At 38.8% G+C, this 22,849-nt stretch carries 25 protein-coding genes; 24 read left to right on the top strand and 1 reads right to left on the bottom strand.

What is annotated here, in order from left to right:
• The first annotated feature begins 60 nt into the window (after positions 1-60).
• From Q2U82_RS08195 to Q2U82_RS08155, 9 genes are all read left to right on the top strand, one after another.
• Complete coding sequence (locus tag Q2U82_RS08195) at positions 61-525, top strand: GNAT family N-acetyltransferase (RefSeq protein ID WP_410004391.1); 465 nt, start codon at positions 61-63, stop codon at positions 523-525.
• Positions 522-1,085 carry a hypothetical protein gene (locus Q2U82_RS08190; RefSeq protein WP_410004390.1) on the top strand — a complete coding sequence of 188 codons (564 nt, stop codon included), beginning with the start codon at positions 522-524 and terminating at the stop codon, positions 1,083-1,085. The genes Q2U82_RS08195 and Q2U82_RS08190 overlap by 4 nt, the downstream gene beginning before the upstream one ends.
• 33 nt (positions 1,086-1,118) lie before the next feature.
• Positions 1,119-2,420 (top strand): APC family permease, encoded by a 1,302-nt coding sequence (locus tag Q2U82_RS08185; protein WP_410004389.1) that lies wholly within the window; start codon positions 1,119-1,121, stop codon positions 2,418-2,420.
• A 78-nt stretch (positions 2,421-2,498) separates the two neighbouring features.
• Positions 2,499-2,831 carry an ArsR/SmtB family transcription factor gene (locus Q2U82_RS08180; RefSeq protein WP_410004388.1) on the top strand — a complete coding sequence of 111 codons (333 nt, stop codon included), beginning with the start codon at positions 2,499-2,501 and terminating at the stop codon, positions 2,829-2,831.
• Positions 2,832-2,850: 19 nt separating this feature from the next.
• Entirely contained in the window at positions 2,851-3,318 is a 468-nt protein-coding gene (locus Q2U82_RS08175) for a DUF6428 family protein (protein ID WP_410004387.1), read from the top strand.
• A complete protein-coding gene (locus tag Q2U82_RS08170; protein ID WP_410004386.1) occupies positions 3,278-3,808 on the top strand; it encodes an N-acetyltransferase family protein in 531 nt (176 codons plus the stop codon). The genes Q2U82_RS08175 and Q2U82_RS08170 overlap by 41 nt, the downstream gene beginning before the upstream one ends.
• A gap of 12 nt (positions 3,809-3,820) precedes the next feature.
• Positions 3,821-4,438, top strand: coding sequence for a protein-tyrosine-phosphatase (locus Q2U82_RS08165; protein ID WP_410004385.1), 618 nt, complete (start codon positions 3,821-3,823; stop codon positions 4,436-4,438).
• Positions 4,439-4,441: 3 nt separating this feature from the next.
• A complete protein-coding gene (arsB, locus tag Q2U82_RS08160) occupies positions 4,442-5,497 on the top strand; it encodes an ACR3 family arsenite efflux transporter (RefSeq protein ID WP_410004384.1) in 1,056 nt (351 codons plus the stop codon).
• 201 nt (positions 5,498-5,698) lie between these two features.
• Complete coding sequence (locus tag Q2U82_RS08155) at positions 5,699-6,283, top strand: c-type cytochrome (RefSeq protein WP_410004383.1); 585 nt, start codon at positions 5,699-5,701, stop codon at positions 6,281-6,283.
• Between the two features lie 110 nt (positions 6,284-6,393).
• Here the strand turns inward: Q2U82_RS08155 and Q2U82_RS08150 are convergent, their stop codons facing one another.
• Positions 6,394-7,665, bottom strand: a complete 1,272-nt coding sequence (locus tag Q2U82_RS08150; protein ID WP_410004382.1) for a DEAD/DEAH box helicase — start codon at positions 7,663-7,665, stop codon at positions 6,394-6,396.
• Positions 7,666-7,995: 330 nt separating this feature from the next.
• Between Q2U82_RS08150 and Q2U82_RS08145 the strand changes: the two genes are divergently transcribed.
• The 15 genes from Q2U82_RS08145 to Q2U82_RS08075 all read left to right on the top strand — a co-directional run bounded on the left by Q2U82_RS08145 (position 7,996) and on the right by Q2U82_RS08075 (position 22,840).
• Entirely contained in the window at positions 7,996-9,243 is a 1,248-nt protein-coding gene (locus tag Q2U82_RS08145; protein WP_410004381.1) for a YCF48-related protein, read from the top strand.
• Positions 9,244-9,407: 164 nt separating this feature from the next.
• On the top strand, positions 9,408-11,288 hold the full coding sequence (locus Q2U82_RS08140; protein ID WP_410004380.1) for a tetratricopeptide repeat protein: 1,881 nt from the start codon (positions 9,408-9,410) through the stop codon (positions 11,286-11,288).
• Entirely contained in the window at positions 11,288-12,046 is a 759-nt protein-coding gene (locus tag Q2U82_RS08135; protein ID WP_410004379.1) for a LytR/AlgR family response regulator transcription factor, read from the top strand. Before Q2U82_RS08140 ends, Q2U82_RS08135 begins: the two co-directional genes overlap by 1 nt.
• Positions 12,047-12,320: 274 nt before the next feature.
• Positions 12,321-12,845 carry a nuclear transport factor 2 family protein gene (locus Q2U82_RS08130; RefSeq protein ID WP_410004378.1) on the top strand — a complete coding sequence of 175 codons (525 nt, stop codon included), beginning with the start codon at positions 12,321-12,323 and terminating at the stop codon, positions 12,843-12,845.
• 19 nt (positions 12,846-12,864) lie between these two features.
• Positions 12,865-13,869 carry an NADPH-dependent aldehyde reductase Ahr gene (ahr, locus tag Q2U82_RS08125; RefSeq protein WP_410004377.1) on the top strand — a complete coding sequence of 335 codons (1,005 nt, stop codon included), beginning with the start codon at positions 12,865-12,867 and terminating at the stop codon, positions 13,867-13,869.
• An 82-nt stretch (positions 13,870-13,951) separates the two neighbouring features.
• The gene (locus tag Q2U82_RS08120; protein WP_410004376.1) at positions 13,952-14,890 is read left to right on the top strand and encodes an NAD-dependent epimerase/dehydratase family protein; all 939 of its coding nucleotides are present in this window, start codon (positions 13,952-13,954) and stop codon (positions 14,888-14,890) included.
• A 35-nt stretch (positions 14,891-14,925) separates the two neighbouring features.
• Positions 14,926-15,858, top strand: coding sequence for a nuclear transport factor 2 family protein (locus tag Q2U82_RS08115; RefSeq protein WP_410004375.1), 933 nt, complete (start codon positions 14,926-14,928; stop codon positions 15,856-15,858).
• Between the two features lie 92 nt (positions 15,859-15,950).
• Positions 15,951-16,721, top strand: a complete 771-nt coding sequence (locus Q2U82_RS08110) for a hypothetical protein (protein ID WP_410004374.1) — start codon at positions 15,951-15,953, stop codon at positions 16,719-16,721.
• 80 nt (positions 16,722-16,801) lie between these two features.
• Positions 16,802-17,143, top strand: coding sequence for a hypothetical protein (locus Q2U82_RS08105; RefSeq protein ID WP_410004373.1), 342 nt, complete (start codon positions 16,802-16,804; stop codon positions 17,141-17,143).
• Between the two features lie 54 nt (positions 17,144-17,197).
• Positions 17,198-17,740 carry an ester cyclase gene (locus Q2U82_RS08100; RefSeq protein ID WP_410004372.1) on the top strand — a complete coding sequence of 181 codons (543 nt, stop codon included), beginning with the start codon at positions 17,198-17,200 and terminating at the stop codon, positions 17,738-17,740.
• Between the two features lie 38 nt (positions 17,741-17,778).
• The gene (locus Q2U82_RS08095) at positions 17,779-18,657 is read left to right on the top strand and encodes an ester cyclase (RefSeq protein WP_410004371.1); all 879 of its coding nucleotides are present in this window, start codon (positions 17,779-17,781) and stop codon (positions 18,655-18,657) included.
• A 71-nt stretch (positions 18,658-18,728) separates the two neighbouring features.
• Complete coding sequence (locus Q2U82_RS08090) at positions 18,729-18,884, top strand: hypothetical protein (RefSeq protein WP_410004370.1); 156 nt, start codon at positions 18,729-18,731, stop codon at positions 18,882-18,884.
• 259 nt (positions 18,885-19,143) lie between these two features.
• Positions 19,144-20,508, top strand: a complete 1,365-nt coding sequence (locus tag Q2U82_RS08085; RefSeq protein WP_410004369.1) for an MFS transporter — start codon at positions 19,144-19,146, stop codon at positions 20,506-20,508.
• An 80-nt stretch (positions 20,509-20,588) separates the two neighbouring features.
• Complete coding sequence (locus tag Q2U82_RS08080) at positions 20,589-21,770, top strand: dipeptidase (protein ID WP_410004368.1); 1,182 nt, start codon at positions 20,589-20,591, stop codon at positions 21,768-21,770.
• A gap of 17 nt (positions 21,771-21,787) precedes the next feature.
• Positions 21,788-22,840, top strand: a complete 1,053-nt coding sequence (locus Q2U82_RS08075) for a proline iminopeptidase-family hydrolase (protein WP_410004367.1) — start codon at positions 21,788-21,790, stop codon at positions 22,838-22,840.
• Positions 22,841-22,849 lie beyond the last annotated feature (9 nt).

Below are 22,849 nucleotides of genomic sequence, written 5' to 3'. Positions count from 1 at the left end.
TTTCCACTATGGAAATTCAGCACGTTTTTGGTATCTTCACTTCGCCAAAAACCAAAATTGATGAAACTTTTACGCACAGATTCCACAAACAAAGATTTTATTGAATTGGTGAAACAGCTCGATGCAGACCTTGCGATTCGCGATGGCGATGACCATCCGTTTTACGATCAATTCAATAAAATAGATTCCATAAAATATACCGTTGTTGCTTATGACGAAAATAATACTTCCGTGGGCTGCGGCGCTATTAAGCAATTTGAGCCAAACGTAATGGAAGTGAAACGAATGTATGTTCCTTTGGAACAACGCGGAAAGGGAATTGCCGTGGAAGTTTTAAAAGAACTGGAAACTTGGGCAAAGGAACTGGGCAACTCAAAATGTATATTGGAAACTGGTATTAAACAACCCGAGGCCATTTCACTTTATAAAAAATGCGGTTATAGATTTATAGACAATTACGGTCAATATGCTGGAGTGGAAAACAGTATTTGTTTTGAGAAGCTATTGAAAAAACAAGACGTATGAAGATAAAATCTAATGCTTCTTCAGCCGAAATAACATCTCCCTTCTATAAAATAAACGAAGACTTCTGCAGGGAATTTGAAAATTACATCGCCAGTAAAAATGGCAAGGTAAAAGGCAAATACAACGCTTGGTCTTATTATATTCAAGGGGAGATAATGGCGCCAAAACCGTGGAGTTTAAAATATAAAAAAGCAACCTACACTTCTACCGGAAACTTAATACTTTCTTCAAAAAAGCAAAATCTACTTACGGCAGCAGAATGGTCAACACCTTGGGTTGGATCGCATAATTCAGAATTTGAAATAAGAAGAAAAGATAGTATTGGCTTGATGCAAAAGCTCTTCAACAGAAACCTGAAAAGGTATAACTTTTCAAAAGCTTATTTAATTAAGGGAGCTGAAAACAATGTTAGTCTTATAGAAATTTTGCAACAAAAACTCAGTCCACTCTTTAATACAAGTGAAATCTATTCCGTAAATCTTAAGAATAATCTGTTATCAATTTCACTTAGAACGGAAAAGCATCATTTTGATTCTTTTGAAAAATTATTCGATTTGTAGCGATTTTAATTTTAACTAATTTCAGAAAAATAAATGGCAACTAAAAAATCCTCCGACACAATAAAACTAAAAGACGCCATAGCCATTGGTATTGGCGGTATGGTGGGTGGGGGAATTTTTGCGGTTTTAGGGTTGGCGGTTTCCTTAGCCAAAGGAGGCACACCCTTGGCCTTCCTTTTTGCAGGTATTATTGCCTTGTTCACTGCCTATAGTTATTCAAAACTATCGTTGTCTTTTCCAGACAGGGGCGGAACCGTTCGGTTTGTGAATGAGGGTTTTGGCAAAGGAGTTTTTAGTGGCGGCATCAATAATGTGTTGTGGATTAGCTATATAATTATGCTATCGCTTTACGCCAGTGCGTTTGGTAGTTATGCACCTAATTTAATTTCCATTACTGGTTCAAAAGGAATTGACACCCACATTTTTGTGAGCGGGGTTATTTTATTGGCGACGCTTATAAATTACTACAGTTTAAAAGTTGTGGGCAAAATTGAAAGCCTTGCGGTTTTTGTAAAACTATTTATTTTATTGGCCTTCGCAGGAATTGGAATTTATGGCTTATTCGGAAATGCTAATCTTTCACAGCTCAATCCAACAAACTGGGAAAGTCCGTTTTTATTACTTACGGGCGGAATGGTGATTTTTGTAGCGTACGAAGGTTTTGAGCTTATTGCCAATGCCGTCCCAGATTTAGAAAATCCGAAGAAAAATGTTTCCCGCGCCTATTTTATCTCCGTCGGTTTTGTGGTTTTACTTTATATAATTATTGCGATGGTAACCGTAGGTTCTTTAAGTTTTGACAAAATAGCAACCGCTAAAGACTATGTTTTGGCAGCAGCCGCTAAACCAATGATTGGTCAAATTGGTTTTACAATTATGACGGTTGCCGCACTTATTTCAACATTCTCAGCTATAAATGCAACACTTTATGGTGGTAGTCGGGTGAGCTATGAACTTGCCGAAGATGATGAATTGCCTCATTCATTTACAGACCAATTTTGGAATAAACCCATTGGTTTAATCATTACGGTAATACTCACATTGTTAACAGCAAATTTTTTAAACTTAGAAAGCATTTCAACTTCTGGCAGTGCAGGGTTCTTGTTGATTTTTGCAGTTGTAAACTTTGTAAGTTTCCGCAAAGCGGAAAAAATAAAAGCGAGTAAAACCATCAGCTTGATTGGAGCCTTGCTTTCTGCCACCGCCTTTGTTGTTTTAATTGTCCAACAATCCACTTCAAACTTGTTGGGAGTATCTATTTCCCTTGGAATTATCTGCATTTGTTTTATAGCGGAATGGGCTTATAAAAAGAAATTTTCAAAAACCAAACAATAAAAAAAATCATTTTTTTTAAAAATTTTATTGCGTTTTAATTCTTTAATCGTAATATTGCAATGAATAAATATAAAGAAAATGGGAATTACCAAAACAGAAATATTTACCGATCAACAAAACCAAGTGGCGATGTTCGCTAAAGCCTTTGGACATCCAGCACGAGTGGCCATTCTTCAGTATCTTTTTAAAATAAATGCTTGCATTTGTGGCGATTTGGTGGAAGAAATTGGTCTTGCACAACCCACAATTTCACAACATTTAAAAGAGCTGAAAAATCTAGGATTGATAAAAGGAAGTATTGAAGGCACAAGCATTTGTTATTGCATTCACCAAGAAAATTGGACTGCTATGAAAACGGTTATGAACCAGTTTCTGGACCAAGACATTGAAAATAAAAACAATTGTTGTTAAACTATAAAAACACATTATTATGAAACTATCAGAAATAAAAAACCATTTAAATAATTTAGAGCAAATAACCTTTATGCTTCCAAACGGAGAATTGGTCCCAACACATTTTCACGTAACCGAAGTAGGGAAAATTACTAAACACTTTATAGATTGCGGCGGTACGGTCCGCAATGAGGAAGTGGCAAACTTCCAACTTTGGAATGCTGATGATTACAACCACCGTTTACATCCCGAAAAATTATCAAACATTATTGGTCTTTCAGAAAAAGTACTTGGGCTTGAGGATTTGGAAATTGAGGTTGAATATCAAGCAGAAACAATCGGCAAATTTGGTTTGGACTTTGACGGTAAAAACTTCTTGCTAACCACAAAACAAACCGATTGTCTAGCCAAAGAAAACTGCGGGATTCCTGCTGAAAAACCAAAAAGGAAACTTGCCGAAATAAATGACGAACCTTGTTGCTCGCCAGATGGCAATTGCTGCTAGTATGAAACTGATTGAAATTTCAGCAGAAAACTATCCCGAAGTCGCCAGAATTTATGGCGAAGGTTTGTTAACGGGAACGGCGACATTTGAAACCACAATTCCCAATTGGGAAAAGTGGGACGCTGGGCATCTTTCTTTCGGTAGAATTTTGGCGGTGGAAGCAGACGACTATTTAGGTTGGGCATCGCTCTCCCCTGTGTCCAGTCGCTGTGTTTACGGTGGCGTTGCCGAAGTGAGCGTGTATGTTGCGGAAACAGCAAGAGGAAAGGGTGCGGGAACATTTCTTCTGAAGAATTTAATTGAAATTAGTGAAGCCAACAATATCTGGACATTGCAATCGGGAATATTCCGTGACAATGTAGCTAGCCATAAATTGCATATAAAATGCGGCTTTCGCGAAGTGGGTTACAAAGAAAAAGTGGGACAACTTCATGGCGTTTGGAAAGACAACGTGCTTTTGGAACGCCGCAGTAAAATAATTGGAGTATAAAAAAATTCTTAAATGAAGCTACTGAAACCAATACAGGAATATATAAAAACATTAGATACAGCAAGTCTTTCCGAAGAGCGGAAAAGTATTTTGCAACCTCTTGTTGACTATATAAATTTAAAAGTACAAAACAAGCAAAAAATTCAGCTGAACTTTATCTGCACCCACAATTCAAGACGAAGCCATTTGACTCAGGTTTGGGCTCAGGCAATTTCGGAATATTTTAATATTCCAAAAGTTGAATGTTTTTCTGGAGGCACTGAAGCCACAGCAGTTTATCCAATTGTTATTGAAACCTTGGAAAACATTGGATTTGAAATTTCAAAGGAAGGCGACAGTAAAAATCCACTTTATAGCATAAACTATTCGTTGGGAGCAAAACCTGTTATCGCTTTTTCAAAAAAATATGATGACGATTTCAATCCGCAAAGTGCATTTGCAGCGATAATGACATGTTCCCAAGCAGATGGCGGTTGTCCATTTGTAGCGGGTTCCGAAAAGCGTATTTCCATAATGTATGAAGACCCAAAAATTTCAGATGGCACTCCCCAGCAAAAAGAAGTGTATTTGGAACGCAGTATCCAGATCGCGACCGAGATGAAATTTGTTTTTTCACAAATCATTTCATAAAAAATGGCTTCAACTAAAAAATTAAGTTTTCTCGACAGTTATCTCACGCTTTGGATTTTTATTGCGATGGCGCTGGGCGTTGGCATCGGTTATTTTGCGCCCAATTTTCCGGAGTTCCTAAATTCCTTCAATAGTGGCAGCACAAACATTCCCATAGCCATTGGTTTGATATTAATGATGTATCCGCCTCTGGCAAAGGTGAATTACGCACTATTGCCAAAGGTTTTCCGAAATACAAAAATCCTTTCTATTTCGCTTGTTCTCAATTGGATTATTGGCCCTGTGTTGATGTTTATTCTGGCAATAATCTTTTTAAGCGATTATCCAGAATATATGGTCGGACTTATTTTGATTGGTTTGGCACGTTGCATCGCCATGGTTTTGGTTTGGAACGACCTCGCCGAAGGCAGCAGTGAATACGGTGCGGGGCTGGTTGCGCTGAACAGTATTTTTCAGGTTTTTGCCTATAGTTTTTACGCTTGGCTTTTTATTACCGTGCTTCCGCCCTATTTTGGGTTTGAGGGGGCTATTGTGGATATTTCCATAGCCACCATAGCCGAGAGTGTTGCCATTTATTTGGGAATTCCCTTTGTAATGGGAATACTGAGCAGACTTATTTTAGTGAAACTTAAAGGCGAAGTGTGGTACAATCAGAAATTTATTCCTGCAATTTCTCCCATAACCCTGATTGCGCTTTTGTTCACCATTATAGTCATGTTCTCCCTAAAAGGTGAATTGATTGTGCAAATACCAATGGATGTTTTGATTATAGCCGTGCCATTGCTAATTTATTTTGCGCTGATGTTCCTTATTGGATTTTTCGTTACAAAAGCGATGGGGACAACCTACGACAAAACTGCAGCGGTTGCCTTTACGGCGGCCGGCAACAATTTTGAATTGGCCATTGCAGTGGCCATTGCCGTTTTCGGGTTAAATTCTGGTCAAGCTTTTACAGGAGTTATCGGACCCTTGGTAGAAGTTCCAGCTTTGATTTTATTGGTGCGGGTTTCTTTTTGGCTACGGAAGAAATATTTTGGACAAGAAAAGTTTTCACATTAATAAAAACCGTGCATTTCTAAATGTCAATATAAGAACACAGAACAACTGGAAATCAATTCGTATCAACACAAAACGTCAAAACAATTTTTACCAAAACAATAGCCATAAGTATCTAATTTTCAGATAAAAACACGAGTCAGTTTTAAAAACGAAACATTAAATTTTCTAAATTTGGGTAACTAAATAAAAATCAACCAAATTATGAGAAAACAATTTTTAACGTTAGCTGCGCTTTGTATTATAATGGTGGGCTGCAATTCTGAAAAAAAGGAAAAGGATACACCAAAAATGTATGAACCCAAAACAACTGAAGTGGAGGTATCACCAATAAAACGTGGAGAGATGCTCGTTACCGCAACAGGCTGCCATGATTGTCATTCCCCAAAAAAAATGACAGATAAAGGACCTATTATTGATCCAGATCGTTTGCTTTCCGGACACCCTGCTAATGAAGTCTTGGGAGCTTATGATGTGGAAACCGCAAAGTCATATCTTCTTTTCACGCCTGGACTTACTGCAGCCATCGGTCCTTGGGGAACATCCTTCGCCGCTAACCTCACTCCCGATGATACCGGCATCGGTGGATGGACGGAAGCGCAGTTTTTAACAGCCATTAAGCACGGAAAGTACAAAGGAATGGAAAACAACAGACCTTTGCTACCACCTATGCCTTGGCAATCCATTTCAAATTTACCGGATGCCGATTTAAAAGCAATGTTTGCATATCTGCAAAGTATAAAGCCAGTGTCAAACCTTGTGCCGCCTCCAATTCCGCCAAAAGCCTAATGGAAAACATCAAAACAATATGAAATGTAATTACTGTCTTTTATCTTTTCGGAACGGACCGATTCAATAAAAGACAGTAAAATTTAAAGTGAAAACCGAAAAAGAAGCATTTACCTTCTTCCCTTATTTCTATTGCTGTTTTTTTTGGAATGTGTGTTTACCTTCGTGCCAGAATTGCGGCCACGGCTGTGGCGTTGTGCTTTTTCTCTTTTCTTTTCTTCTTCCGCGGCTTTTACTTCGGCCATGGTTTCCGTAGGTTGAAAATCCGAAAGTATTTTAGGTTGAAGCCGTTCACCAATCAACTTTTCAATGTCCTTTAAGTACCCAACCTCATCAAGACTTACTAATGAAAGCGCTTCGCCACTGGCTCCTGCCCTTCCGGTCCGGCCAATGCGGTGTACATAATCTTCGGAAACGTTGGGCAATTCAAAATTGATAACGTGTGGCAACAATGGAATGTCCAATCCGCGGGCTGCAATATCGGTTGCAACCAGAACGCGTACTTTCCCTTCCTTAAATCCAGACAATGCTCTGGTACGCGCGCCTTGGCTTTTATTGCCATGAATGGCGGCCGAAGTGATTTTCGCTTTTTCAAGTTTTTCACTCAAACGGTTGGCGCCGTGCTTGGTTCTCGTAAAAACCAAAACCTGTTGCCAGTTTCCTTCGGAAATAAGTTTTATGATCAGATCCGTTTTTTGAGCTTTATCGACCCTATAAACGGTTTGGTCAATTTTTTCTACGGTAGTATTTTCGGGCGTCGCTTCTACTAAAACAGGATGATTTAGAAACTCATTCGCCAATTTTTTTATTTCTTTTGAAAAAGTTGCCGAGAAAAGCAGATTCTGTCTTTTCGAAGGCAGTAAAGCAAGTATTTTTTTAATATCGCGCAGAAAACCCATATCGAGCATTCTATCTGCTTCATCCAAAACAAGGATTTCAACTTTTGAAAGGGAGAGTGCATTTTGCTGTTCCAAATCGAGCAACCTGCCCGGCGTCGCCACCAAAATATCCACGCCATTTCGAAGTGCTCGAATTTGGGGATTGGCGCCCACGCCACCAAAAATAACAGTGGAGCGAAGGTCGGTAAATTCGCTGTATTCCTTAAACTCATCCTGCACCTGTGCTGCAAGTTCTCGGGTTGGGGTAAGTATTAATGCGCGAACGGGACGTTGGCGCAAAGGAGGTTGATTGTTCAATATTTGAAGCATGGGCAATGCAAAGCCCGCAGTTTTACCGCTTCCCGTTTGGGCAGAGGCCAGCACGTCTTTTCGTTCCAAAATTAAGGGAATTGCTTTTTGTTGAATTGCCGAAGGCGTTTCATATCCTTTTTTGCTGATTGCTTTCAGCAGGGCATCGGACAGCCCAAGTGATTTAAATGACATATAGTATTTTAGATTATTGGAGTGCTTCGCTTTTGGATTCTTCGATTTTTTGAATCTGGAAACTTACACTTTGTATTTGTTTTTGACCGCTGCGCTTGGAGATAGTATATCGCGGCGCTTTTAGAATTCGATCTTTTGAAAGACTTTTAAAACTAAGAAGACGGTTTTAATAAGCAGCGAAGGTACGGTTAATTTTCTGCGTGGGGGTTTTATAGGGTTTATTTATGGATTATCGTTTAGGTTAATGAACGGTTAACGATTTTCATTTAACAGGAAAAAACATTTACACTTCTACTTTTGCATAATCTATAATTAATAAACCTAATAAAAATGAAAACTTTTACATTTCCCCTAAAAACTTTTATTTTAAGTATTGCGCTGAGTCTTGGAGCTGCTATGGCTACCGAAGCACAGACTTTTGAGTACAAAGATTCTGGCACGGACTTTATCCTTTTTGACCTTACCATTCCAGCAGGACAGAATAATGTAGCCTATTCAGCGGGTTCCCAGAACACACAGAATTCCGAAGGTGTAATTATAAAAACCGTGGATGGTGGTGAAACTTGGAATACCATTTATCCAACAAGCGGAACTTCGCCAAGTTTTGAAAAGATTGAATTTATAACCGAAGATAAAGGCTTCGCTGTAGGCTATGATATCTTTTTAAAAACCGAGGATGGCGGGGCTACTTGGACTGACATAACAGTTGGTACCGATGTATATTTATACAAAAGCCTTACTTTTTTTGATGAAAATATTGGTATAACGGCTGCTCTATTGAACACTTCGCCCTATTTTGAAATGTACAAAACTACGGATGGTGGTGATACTTGGACGCCTACATCAAGTATAGACAATGCCGGAAGCTATTCAATGGCCTATGCTGATGAAACTACACTTTTTTCTGTTGGCAACAATGAATTGATTAGCAAATCTACTGATGGTGGTGATACTTGGACGCAGATTTATTCTGGAACTCCACAGCTTTATGCATTTTCAGTTTACTTTAAAGATGTGGACAACGGCATAGTGGCTGCAGAAGATGGTAAATTATTGACTACCCACGATAGCGGAGATAATTGGAGTGAATTTGCCACAGGATACCATAACTTTTATGCTTTAAAATATAAAGACGATGAATTATTGGCTGGCGGAACAGATGAAGATGTTTATTTTTCTGAAGACAATGGCGCCACTTGGAACGTACTTTTTAATGGCCCCGGTACTTCAACCTTATATGAAGTAGGACTTTTTGGGGATGGATCTGGTTTGATCTGTGGTTCACAGGGAAAAATGATAAAATTTGAAGATGTATTTTTGGGTACTGAAGATAATCAATTCAACATAAATGAACTTGTAAGTTTTTACAATCCAAATGCTAAAACCTTCAACATTCAATCAAATTCTGAAAAGATTGAAAACGTAAACATTTACAGTGTGACCGGACAGTTGTTGGCGTCGTTCAAAAACGAAACCAATACTTTCAGCGCCGATGTTTCCGCTTATTCCAACGGAATCTATTTGGTTACCGCTACCAGCAATAACCAAACAAGCAGTATGAAATTTTTGAAACAATAATTTTCGATTGTTTTTTTTGGAGAGAGGGGCGAATGAATATTCGCCCTTTTTTATGAAAAAAGATCAATTTTCAAAAGAGAAGATACCTCTACTTGGTTGCAATAACCGATTATCTAAGAATTCTTTCTATCTTTATAATCAACTAACAACCAATTATTACAACAATGAAACGACTACTACTCACTGCAGTATTAGCTTGCGTTTCGTGGAGCAGTCTTCCCCAAACTTCTTCCAAAACACAAGAAGACACACTTAAAAGTTCTTTTTTAGAACAAAAGCTTGAAAGAACGAAGGATACCCTTTTGGAATATAACAATTTCAAAAAATCAATTCAACTATCCCAAAAAAACAAGGATTTTAAAACGCTCGGGGAAGCCTATATTGGCTTAGCAAAATGGCACGAAGACCATACCGTTCTTGATTCCTCCATAATTTACTTGCAGAAGGCAATTTCCGTTTATAAAAAACAGGAAATGAACAAATCCTTGGCAGACACCTATCTTTTATTGGTAACCAACTACAGCGGTACCGCGGAATATGACAAAGGCTCCGAAGCAGTTTACAAAGCATTGGCGATTTATGAAAAAATAAACGATCAGCGCGGAATTGGACAATGCTACACAAAAATAAGCGACCTGCTTTACTATTCAGACAGTTATGCCGAAGGTGCCGAATATTGTAAAAAAGCAATCGCCATTCAAGAAAAATATGGGTATGACGAAGATATGGCCCTCTCCTACAGACGCCTTGCAGAAAACCAACTGTTTCTCGGCAATCTCGATGAAAGCCTTGAAAATATGAACCACGCCCTCAGTCTCTATAAAAAAATTGGCGAAAACGGCCCACCGCTCTTGGCCTGCTATAATGGTCGCGGGAATATCTATAAGTACATGGAAAAGTATCCTGAGGCAATTGCAGATTACAACCGCTGTTACGAAGGTGCCGAGAAAATTGGGTTTACCCGATACATGATGCCGCCAACAGCAAATATTGGACACGTTTATATTTTACAAGGAAAATATGCCGAAGCCCTACCCTACAATTTAAGAGCAATAGAAATTATGAAACGCATAGGCAACACCAAAAATCTTTGGGAAAACTATATGCACGTTTCCAATATTTATAGTGAACTGGGCGATTATAAAAACGCGCTGGAATATCACGAACTATACGAACAAGGCCACACAGAATACCTCAATACCATTATAGCGAGGAAGGATAGCGAACTACAAGTAAAATATGAAACTGCGCAGAAGGATATGGAAATTATGAGCCAACAGACAAAAATTGCGCAGCAGCGAAAGACCCAATGGCTTTATATTGGCATTGCGGGTTTGCTTGGCGTAATTCTCTTCGGAATGTATTTTACGCTGAAAAACATCCGCAAAAAACGAAAAGCCTTGGCCGCCATTAATATTGAATTGGACGCCAAAAACCGTCAAAACGAATTGCTGCTGAAAGAAATTCACCACCGCGTAAAAAACAATCTCGAAATGGTGAAAAGTCTTATCGCCCTTCAATCGGCAAAACTGGAAGACGGCGCCAGTAAGGAAGCGATGCTCGCCAGCCAAAACAGAGTGCAGAGTATGGGCATTATTCACCAAAAACTATATCAAGGCGAAAACTTGGGCAGCATAGAAATGAAGGATTACTTTATAAATCTTGGCGAAGGTGTGCTGGACACTTTTAATGCAGAAGAAAAAGTGAAGATTGAATGTGCGATGGACGACCTCAACTTAGATGTGGACACGGCAGTACCTATTGGACTCATTGTAAACGAACTTTTAACCAATGCACTGAAATACGCCTTTCCAGAAGGGACTAAAGGACAGATTAAGATTAGTCTAGTTAAAGAAAATAATGATCTTCTGCTAAAAGTTACAGACAATGGCATTGGTAAAACGCAAGGCTCTAAACCCAAAGGCACCGGGTTTGGCACGCAATTAATTCAGCTATTGACGCAACAATTGAACGGCACTATTTCCGAAGACCACAAAAACGGAACGGCTGTATTTTTCAATTTTAAAAACTTCAAAATAGCTTAATGGGGAATGCTATAAAAATATTGATTGTTGAAGATGAAATGGTTATTGCTGCCAATATCTCATTACAGCTCAGTGAGCTGGGTTATGAAGTTATCGGGATTCTGCCACGCGGAGAGGAAGCGCTTTCACATATAAAAGTAGATCAGCCGCACATTATTTTATTGGACATTCGGCTAAAAGGTGAACTGGACGGTATAGAAACCGCCCGCGAAATTCAAAAGCATTACAACATCCCGATTATCTATCTCACTGCAAATGCCGATGAGGCACATTTTAATCGCGCCAAGGAAACCCATCCTTACGCTTTTATTTCAAAACCCTTTAAAAAACTGGATCTGCAGCGCGCTATTGAACTTACTGTTGACAGAATTACTTTGGAAAAATCTTCGGAAAATAGCAATGGCGAAGATTCCAAAACAACAAATGGAAATACCGATTTCATTCTAAATGACCGAATCTTCGTGCGCCACAACGAAAAAATGCTGAAAATAGATATTAAAGACATCTATTACATAGAAGCAGACCGAAACTATTGCCGCATTTTTTCGCAGGATAGAGAATACCTTTTGGTTATGACCTTAAAGGATATTGACGAAAAACTTCCTCAAAACCATTTTCTCAGAATTCATCGTAGTTATATTATCAACCTTTCACAGATAGACGAGGTGGCGGGTACGCATGTTGTTATTTCAAAAAAAGCCATCCCGATGAGCAAAGCCATGCGCACAGAACTCCTTAAGCGACTGCAAACCATTTAAATTTTTTGACTGTTTGAACCAAAACGATTGGAGCCACGCCTCTTAAATTATTATAAATGAAATACTTAATAATGATTTATAACAATCCGTCGTGTATTCAAACGTCGTGTGTTCAATCTTAATTTTTCTTGTTCGGCAAATAAAACCATCCCTTCGGACAGAAATTGACCTTCTTCGTCCTAAATCGCTTTTAATATTCTCTGATTGTCAGTTATTTAGATGCACTCCCCGCAACATTTTTTCAAATAACTAACCATTTAAATCATTCAAAATTATGAAAAGAGTATTCTTTTTAGGACTTGCAATAGTCCTTTCAATGGCAGCTTGCCAACAACAGGAAAAGCGCTACACACAACAATCACCAGAGATTGAAACTTACAAAAAAGTGATAGACGCCTACGATAAACAGGACTGGGTAGCCATGGCCAGCCATTATGCAGATACTGCAAAAATCATGAACAATGTGGAAGAGAAGGATGCCCAAACACTGGCCGAACTAGTGCAAATGGATAAAGCCGACGCCTCACTTTTCTCAAGCTGGGAGTATGTGGACGGAGAATCTGAATATGAAATGGTAGTAACCGACAAAGGAAAAACCTATGTAAACTTCTGGGGCCTTTGGAAAGGCACACTTGCCGCCAATAACAAAACCTACACCATTCCAACACACCTTACGGCCCAATTTGTAGATGGCAAAATCGTAAAGGAGTTTGGCTATTGGGATTTGTCAAAAATCATGCTGGATATGCAAGCAATGGAACATGCAAAAGCATCTGCGGTGAGTGATTCAATCAATTAACAATAAAAAAATCAAAGAGATGAAAGTAAACGGATATGCAGCCCATGGGCCACTAACAGAACTGACCCCTTATTCCTATGAATTAGGAGAAATAGGTGCTGAACAAGTTGATATTAAAGTTTCCTATTGTGGCATCTGTCATTCAGACTTAAGCATGATAAACAATGATTGGGGAATGACGCAATATCCCTTTGTTCCTGGGCATGAAATAATAGGAGAAGTAGTAGCCGCAGGTAATGCTGTTAAAAACGTGAAAGTCGGAGATAAAGTAGGATTGGGATGGATGTCCTCTTCCTGCATGAGTTGCGAGCAATGTATGGGCGGCGACCACAATCTCTGCGCTCAAGGCGAGGCTACCATTGTAGGTAGAAACGGTGGCTTTGCTGATTATGTGCGAGGGCATTGGTCGTGGGCAATTCCGCTTCCGGAGGGTATAGATATGAGTAAAGCAGGCCCTTTGCTTTGCGGCGGTATTACAGTTTTTAATCCAATCCTTATAGCAGGTGTAAAACCAACGGATAAAGTTGGCGTAATAGGAATTGGAGGCTTAGGCCATATGGCTATCAAGTTCCTAAAACATTGGGGCTGTGAAGTGATCGCCTTTAGCTCAAATCCGAATAAAAAGAAGGAAATTTTAAATATGGGTGCCAGTCAAGTAATTAATTCAACAGTTCCTGAAGAATTGGAAAGCATTGCCGGAAAGTTAAATTTTATTTTGAATACCACGAATGTAACATTGGATTGGAATTCTTATTTAACAGCATTGGCACCAAAAGGAAAATTCCACACAGTTGGAGCTGTTTTAGAACCGATGGCAATTCCTGCGTTCAGTTTGATGTTGGGCGAAAAAACAGTTGGTGGAAGCCCTATAGGAAGCCCTGCACTTACCAAGACCATGCTTGAATTTTGTGTAAGACACAATATTTATCCAGATGTTGAAGAGTTTTCGATGGAAAAGATAAATGAAGCTATTGAACACTTAGAAAACGGGAAGGCCCGATTTAGAATCGTATTGAAAAATTAATGAATACTTAAGCAAAACCTAACAGACATTACATTGTAGGTGTGGATACAGCGGAACTGTTAGGTTTATTAAACAAAAAATCATGAAAACAGCAGGCATCATAGGTGGTTCAGGCTTTATAGGAAGCTATATAACCAAAAAATTTCTGGAAGAAGGGTACAATGTAAAAGTATCTGTAACTGACATTAAAAAGAGCGAAAAGTACCAACACCTCTTCAATCTTGAAAACTCAGACAACCTCAACATTAGTGCGCTGAAAGTGGAAGATTTGGAAATTTTGAAAGATTTCATCAGTGATTGTGAAATTGTAATTCACGGCGGAACACCTTTTCAACTAGATGTAGAAAATCCAAAAACGGAGCTTTTTGACCCAACCATTAAAGGAACAGAGATTTTTTTGGAAGCCATCCAACAAGCACCGATGATTGAGAATGTTGTTTTTATAGCTTCAGTTGCAGCATATAATACCAACTTTCCGTTGCCCGCTGGAGATAGAAAACCGCATGACACTTTCAGCGAAAAGGATACACCTTTTATGAGCGAGGAAAGCCATCCGTATGCTCAGGCAAAATTTATCGCCAATCAAACGGTAGAAAATTTCATTAGGGAAAACCCAAAAGTTTCTTTTGAGATCACATCGGTTTCGCCAGTTGGGGTTATGGGAAAATCATTGTCAAATAGGGAAGATTCCACTTCAACTGGATTGCAGTTTCTTTTCAAAAACAAAATTGCGCCCAGTCCATTTGTACAAATGCTTTATGACAACGATGCGGAAATGGCGGCAGTAGATGTTGCGGATGTTGCGGAAGCCGTTTTTAAAGCTGCAACAATTTCTGGATTGCACGGTAAAAACTATTTGTTGAGCAGCGAAAGCTATCCCGTTAGCGATATGAGCCTGATGCTAAACCACCAAGCACCAAAAAACAAACCAAATGTGATTTATCAAAACACATTGGCAATGAACGATTTGAGGATGAAATTCAGACCTGTTCAAGAAACTTTAAACAATTATTCAAAGTAAAATCAAACAGAATATTAATCAAATATATATAACCAATGAAAACAAAAATTCTCTCGGTAATGATGCTAATTGCATTCATTGCCACAGCACAAAAAAAGAACGGAACCGTGTATGACGAACATCCGGCTATTAACGTTGTAAATGATTTCGCAAAAGCATCAGTTGCAGGCGATAAAGCCAAAATGGGCAGTTACCTAACCGATGATTTTAAAGCCTATAATGGCACGTCTGACAGAGCTGACGATAAAGGAATGGATAAAGAGGCGTTTCTGAAAAACCAAATGATATACCACGATCGTTTGGATTATTATTCAATTGAACCCTTTCCAGGCTCTTATCCCGATGCCATTGAATACAAAAAAGACAATCCAAATGGTGAGGTTTGGGTACAAACGTGGGACTTGTTGAAAGGCGTTGACAAAGAAACTGGTGTGAAAATTGACGCCGCATCCCACAGACTATATACACTTACCAAGGACAACAAAATCAAAAACATCATTCTTTATAATAATGGGCGTGTTATTGATGAAATCATGGCCAGTTTTAGCGACAGGAAGAACGGCACCATCTACAACCATCATGAAAATATAAATACGGTTCGGAAGATGATGTACGCCATCGAGCACAACGATTGGGACAAAGCGTACAGCTTTTATGATAAAGATGTACGGTTCATAGATTCCAGCTCACCCACTATGGAAAGCGTTTCCCTAACGGAACAAAAAGCCTTTGATAAAAAGATTTTGGAAAAATATGATGTTGCTTACATAGATATGGTTGGCTATCCAGATTATTTGCATTACGAAATGGGCGATCAGGGATTAGTACAATCTTGGTGGAATATCAACTTCATCCGTAAAGCTGACAAAAAAGCAATCGTACTACCCATCTTTTATACGATGACTTTTAATGATGAAGGAAAAATAACTTCAGAGACAGCTTATTACAACGCAAAATTATTGGATTAAGCCATCAGGCTTTTCAACATAAACTCCCCAGTTTATTAAGTGAAAAATTTAATACTAACTAGTTCGCTAATGGCGAACACAAATTAAACATTATGAGAAAATTATTCTTTTCATTGCTTTTGTTGCCACTATTGGCAATATCGCAAAACAGTACCGAATACGCCGTATTCGAAAATGCAATTTTAACGCCCAATCCTGGACAAATAACACAATTTGAAAAGGGGTTAGCTGCACACAACAAAAAATACCACGGCGATGGCCCTTATGGAGGGCGTGTGTATTGGGTTTCCAATGGACCGAAAACGGGAAGTTATGTATGGGTCATGGGACCATTCCCTTGGAGTTCATTGGACAAAAGACCTGCCCAAAAAGAAGGCCATGATGCTGACTGGAATGCAAACGTTGCCCAATACACAACAGCAGATAGCGGCACGCAAAGCTACTGGCGTTTTAACGCAGAAATGTCCCGATTTCCGAAAGATTTCACCATAAAAAATATGGAAGTGGACACTTGGGACATAAAGCGAGGAAAGTACAAAGAAGCTATGGCCTTAGTAAAAAAAGTCCACGACGTGTACGCTTCAAAATCGCCTGATGACACCTATGGCATTTATACCAATGAATTCCCCAGCACCAAAGAAGGTCGAGACTTAGCGGTCATTTCATTTTTTGACAAGTCGGCTTGGCTGGGCGAAGATCACGACATTTCAAATAAATATGACGAAATGTACGGAGCCGGAAGTTGGGATCGGTTTTTAAAGGACTGGATGGACGTGACCAACGGCGGCGATACCGAAATTTGGATGTATGTTCCAGAATTAAGTGGAATTAGTGGTGATGTAAAAGTTGCTGAAAGAAAGTAAAAAACTTTGCGGCTCTGTGGCTTTGCGAGCAATTTTTCTCTCGCAAAGCTGCAAAGCCATAAAGAATTCAAAACAACAAAATGATTATGGAAGCTGGCAAGAAATACTGGAGCAAAGAAGAGCTGAAAACCTATATTTTGTTACTCTGCGCAAAGGCTGATAGAGTTGAAGCAGAAGAAGAAATTGCACTTATAAAAGCCAAAACATCCAACGAAGTTTTCGATAAAATATATCGTGAATTTGAAAATGATGACGAAGATGAAAGCCTTGAAAAAATTCAAGACTCCATGGAAAGACATCATTATTCCGAGCTGGAAATTTGTGAACTTAAAAATGAAATTCAGAAAATTTTCGCAGCAGACAGAAAAATACCAATGTCTGAAAGCAATCTGGGAAGGATTTTGGAGAATATTATTTATTGATGCTCCGGCTCCGCTCAGCAACCAGGATTCTTTAAATTAAAAAAAACCAATGCGATGAAAACGGCAATATTTAAGCTTTTAATTTTTCTTTTTATGGGTGTATTTACTACTCATTCTCAAAACCCAGATCCGCACGGAAGTGCCGAATCTGCAATTACGGGAATAATTTCTACTAAAATAAATAATGATACTATGTTTGATATCAATGTATTCGCTAAAGATTACGCCCAAGCGTGGTGTAGCCAAAAACCAGAATCTGTGGCTTCGTTTTATGCAGAAAATGGCTCATTAACTATAAACTCTGGCACATCCGCAGTGGGAAGAACCGCCATTGCCCAAAGTGCAAAAGCATTCATGGATGCCTTTCCGGATGATATGATTGTCGCTTTTGACAAGTTGGTGAAAACTCCAAAAGGAACAGAGTTCCATTGGACTCTAACGGGAACCAACACAGGACTCAATGGCACCGGAAAAAAAGTAAACATCAGCGGATTTGAACTTTGGCAAATTGATGAAAACGGTTTAATAAAAGAGTCCCAAGGCACTTTTGATGCTGAAGAATATAGCCGGCAAATTAAATATGGCGTAAATGATTAAGATTCAAATAATAAATCAACTATAAAAACCATTCAAAAATGAAAACATCAAATTTACTTTTAGCCATCGCTTTATTAAGCATTTCAACAGTATTCGCTCAAAAAAGCAACATTGAAAAAGACCTTAAAATGTATGAGCAGGTTTGGAATGACATCGTTAATAAAGGTCAAATTGATCTTATCAATGATAAAAACTTCGACCCAAATGTCGTTCAGTTAAACGATAGTGGAAATATTGTAGGCATTGCAGATTTCAAGGCATATTACCAAAATTTCATAACGGGATTTTCTGACGTTAAATTCACTGTTGAAGATGCTTTTGGTCAAGGCAATAAAATCGTTAAACATTGGCGATTTCAAGGCAAACATACTGGCGATTTCTTCGGAATTCCAGCCACAGGAAAAATTGTAAATGTAGAAGGCGTCACAATCGCCAAAATGAAAGACGGACGGATTGTACAAGAGCAAGATTTTATGGACAACGGCGTGCTTTTGCAACAGTTGGGATTGGTTTCTGACCCTAACAATATAGGAGTTGTTGATAATTTATATAAAGCTTTTGCGGTTGGCGATATTCCAGCAGTCCTCGGTGGAATGGATTCAAAAATAGTTTGGAACGAAGCAGAAAGCAATGACTTGGCTGACGGCAACCCATACATTGGCCCAGACGCAATTTTAAATGGTGTTTTTGTAAGATTGGGGCAGGATCATGAATATTTTAAATTGGCAGACATTCAACTTCACGGCATGAATAACAACCAAGTTTTGGCAACCCTTCGCTATGATGCCAAAGTAAAGAAAACCGGAAAAACCTATAACGCACAAGTCGCACATCTTTGGACACTTCGGGATGGAAAAGTAATCGCATTTCAGCAATTTTTGGATACCAAGAAAGTTGCCGATGCGATGATAAACTAAATTTTCAACCAAAACGGAACAAGCTGAAAAACGAATATAGAGTAGGTAATAACAATTTAAATCACCTTAAAATGAAAACAGTAATTGTTCAACACGAAGTAAAAAACTTCTCGAAATGGAAAAAGATATTTGACGCAGACCAGACCAATCTTGTAAAAGAAGGGGTTCAACTTAAGGGACTTTACAAATCAAACACAAACGAAAATGATGTTACCATGATTTTTTGAAATATCTGATGAACCAGGACTATTTGACAAAGTAATGAGCGATCCGCAAAGGCAAGCGGATATGAAGAATGGCGGGGTAGTAAGCGCTTCTTCAATATCAATATTAAACAAAGTTTAGTGCCAGAATTTAAATAAAAAGAAGCAAGCCGGCCAAACAGCGAGTTCATTTTAAATAAAATGTATTGCTAAAAATTTAAGCAAAAAAGACAGTTTCCCCACGTCACAAATAAAAAAGAAACTTTACTTAAAACTTAAAATCATGGCAAAAGAAACTACTATCAGAAAAAAAAGATTTGGAAGAGCCTTGGCCGATAATGCCTTAACAAGATACATTACATTTTCGGCACTTTATATAGCACAGGGAATTCCAGAGGGCATTACTTTTTTTGCAATACCCGCTTGGTTGGCCATGAACGGAAAATCAGCTATGGAAATCGCTGCCTATGTGGGCGTGATTGGAATTCCATGGAGTTTTAAAATCATTATTGCGCCTTTGATGGACCGTTTTACCCTGCTTGCAATGGGCAGAAAAAGACCATGGGTCATTTTTGGGCAGCTTGGTCTAATTATAAGTTTTCTGATTATTGGGTTGGTTCCAGATCCATTGAACAATCTATCTGCTTTAATGGCTGCGGGATTTTTCATTAGCTTTTTTGGGGCGTTTCAGGACGTGGCAACCGATGGAATGGCAGTGGACGTAATTCCCGAGAACCAACAAGCTAGGGCCAATGGCCTTATGTGGGGAGCCAAAACCATTGGCATTTCAGCCTCATTGCTTGTTGGCACTTGGCTTATTAATAACTTTGGCTTCTCAATAGCTATTTCTTCCTTATCAATTGCCGTGGCGACCATTATGCTTTTCCCTATTTATTTTAAGGAACGGCCGGGCGAAAAGACAATGCCCTGGACAAGCGGTAAAGTTTCCCCAGATTCAAAACAAACACAGTTGAGGAGCTGGAGGCACATTTTCAAAAGCCTCTACAAGGTTGTTCGGCTAAAATCGAGTTTAGTGTTTTGCATAGGAGTTTTTACCGTAGGTTTAATGTTCGGGCTTATAGACACCTTACTTCCTATTTTCAGTATTCAGGAGTTGGGGTGGACAAATTCCTTCTTCTCAAATGTATTCTCAATTACCACAGTGGTAGGAGGATTTTTAGGAATGTTTATTGGCGGTTATTTGGTAGATTACTTTGGGAAAATAAAAATGCTTTCGTTGTATTTAGTTTTTCTAACCGCCTTTATAGCTGTATTTGGTTCTCTGTCCAATTTATGGAGCAGTAATTTAGTTGTTTATGCTTTCATACTTTCCTATTATACGCTATACACTTTTCTATGTATTGCAGTGTTCGCATCAGCCATGCACCTTTGTTGGAAAACGGTCGCCGCTACCCAATTTACACTTTATATGGCACTTTCAAATATGGGGCGTGCGGCCGGATCTGCGATGCTGGGTGTTTTGAAAACTAATTTCAGTTGGGAAAGCGTCTTTCTTATTATAGCCATTATTCCCCTAATCATGGCAATTCTTATTCAGCTTATAAATTTTAAGAAACACCGCATTACTGTAGATAGCTTTGTAATATTAAATCAGAAATTTGCTGCTCCTCAGGTAATTAAAGATTAACTTTAATTATGGCCAAACTCTTCAGAAACATCCGCTAAAACTTTCTTAATGAGAAAAAGCTAACAATCAATAACTATATTATGAAAAGAAAACTATTATTCTTCAGCTTAGTCGCAACACTTCAACTAAGCGCACAGAACTATCAAAAGATCCACAACAAAGCTATATTAGTGGATACTCACAATGATTTCCTAACCCAAACAATGGAAAAGAATTTTGTTTTCGACACCAATTTAAATGGCAAAACCCACAGTGATTTAAACCGAATGAAAGAAGGTGGCGTAGATGTTCAGTTCTTTTCAGTTTGGAGCGATGGCGACAAACTGAATCCGTATGCTTTTGCCAACCGCCAAATAGATAGTTTGGATGCCGTTATTAAACGGAATCCCAATAAAATTGTAAAAGTCGCCAATTCAAAAGAACTTTTAAAAGCCTTAAAACAGAATAAAATTGCAGCATTGATTGGTGTGGAAGGCGGTCATCAATTTGAAAACGACTTGAGTAAACTTGAAGCGCTTTACAATCGTGGCACGCGCTACATAACCTTAACTTGGAACAACTCTACGTCTTGGGCAACAAGTGCTTCGGACGAAACCAATCCCGAAGGCGAAAAAAATTCCGAAGGAAAAAACGGGCTTACAGCTTTCGGAAAAGAGGTCGTTCAAAAAATGAACAGCTTGGGGATGATGGTAGATATTTCGCACGTTGGCGAGCAAACGTTTTATGATGTAATTGCTACCACCAAAAAACCCATTATTGCTTCCCATAGTTCTGTTTATGCACTTTGTCCACATCCTCGAAATCTGAAGGACGATCAAATAAAAGCGATTGCAAAAAATGGTGGCGTTGTTCAAATCAATTTTAATTCAGGATTTTTTGACCCCACTGTAGGGGGAAGGGAAAGCGCCTTTCTTGAAAAACACAAAGCCGAAATAGATTCCCTCGTAAAAACCGGAATGCATCCATTCCTCGCTCAAGCGGCTATATATCTTAAATATACTGACGAGTCTGAAGCGCTTCGGGTGCCTTTTGAAATGGTAATTCAACATATTGAATACGTCATCAATTTAGTGGGTGTGGATTACGTGGGTATCGGTTCCGATTTTGACGGCATTGTTCTGCCTCCCAAACAATTGGATGACGTTACCGATTATGTAAAAATTACAAAGGCTTTGGTTGAAAAAGGCTATAGCGAAAAAGATATCGATAAAATCCTTGGCGGAAATCTGCTTCGGGTTTTAAAAGCGAATGAAACCAACTAACATTTAACTAACAAATTATGAAAAACGCAATTAACATTTTAATCGTTTTCGCAGGGTTACTATTAGGCTGTGCCGAAAAACAGGAAACTGCAAAGGCTGAAACCGATTGCAAATCCACTTATTTCAATTATTCAAATAGCGATGACCAGATTACGGGCGGCATCAAAATGATTCCCATCACCACGCCAAAAGGCACGTTTAAAGTGTGGACAAAAAGAATGGGCAACAACCCAAAGATGAAGGTACTTTTGCTTCACGGTGGCCCCGGCGGGACACACGAATTTTTTGAAAATTTTGATGGCTACCTTCCAAACGAAGAAATTGAATATATCTACTACGATCAGCTAGACAGTTACTACAGCGATAAACCGAACGATTCCACCCTTTGGACCACAGAACATTTTGTGGAAGAAGTAGAACAAGTTCGAAAAGCATTAAATCTTGATAAAGAAAATTTTTACTTGCTCGGCCAATCGTGGGGCGGAATTTTGGCGATGGAATATGCGCTGAAGTATCAAGACAATCTGAAAGGTTTAATTATTTCAAATATGATGGCGAGTGCGAAAGAATATCAAAAATATGCCGAAGAAGTTTTAGGCCCACAACTTCCGCCAGAGATTTATAAAGAAATTATGCAGATGGAGGCCAAAGAAGATTTTGCGAATCCAAGATATACCGAGTTGGTTATGAATAATTATTATACAGAGCACATCTTGAGAAAACCTGTAGCCGAATGGCCTGAGTTTATCAATCGCGCCTTTTCGCACCTCAACCCAGCCATTTACATTTATATGCAGGGCCACAGCGAATTTGGAATGACCGGCAACGCAACTCTAAAAAATTGGGATGTTTCAGAAAGATTGAAAGAAATAAAAACACCAACCTTAATGATTGGCGGCAAATACGACACCATGGACCCAAAATATATGGAGTGGATGAGCACTCAAGTGAAGCACGGCAGGAGCCTAACCGTAAATTCCGGCCACGTTTCACAATACGACGACCCAGAAAATTATTTTTCGGGATTGATAAAATTTATAAAAGATGTGGATAATGGCTCTTTCCAATAGATAAAAATT

It is taken from the genome of Aequorivita nionensis (assembly GCF_046352995.1).
Lineage (GTDB): Bacteria > Bacteroidota > Bacteroidia > Flavobacteriales > Flavobacteriaceae > Aequorivita > Aequorivita nionensis.
Note: the sequence above shows the minus strand (reverse complement) of the source record. Positions and strands in the feature narration are given on the sequence as shown.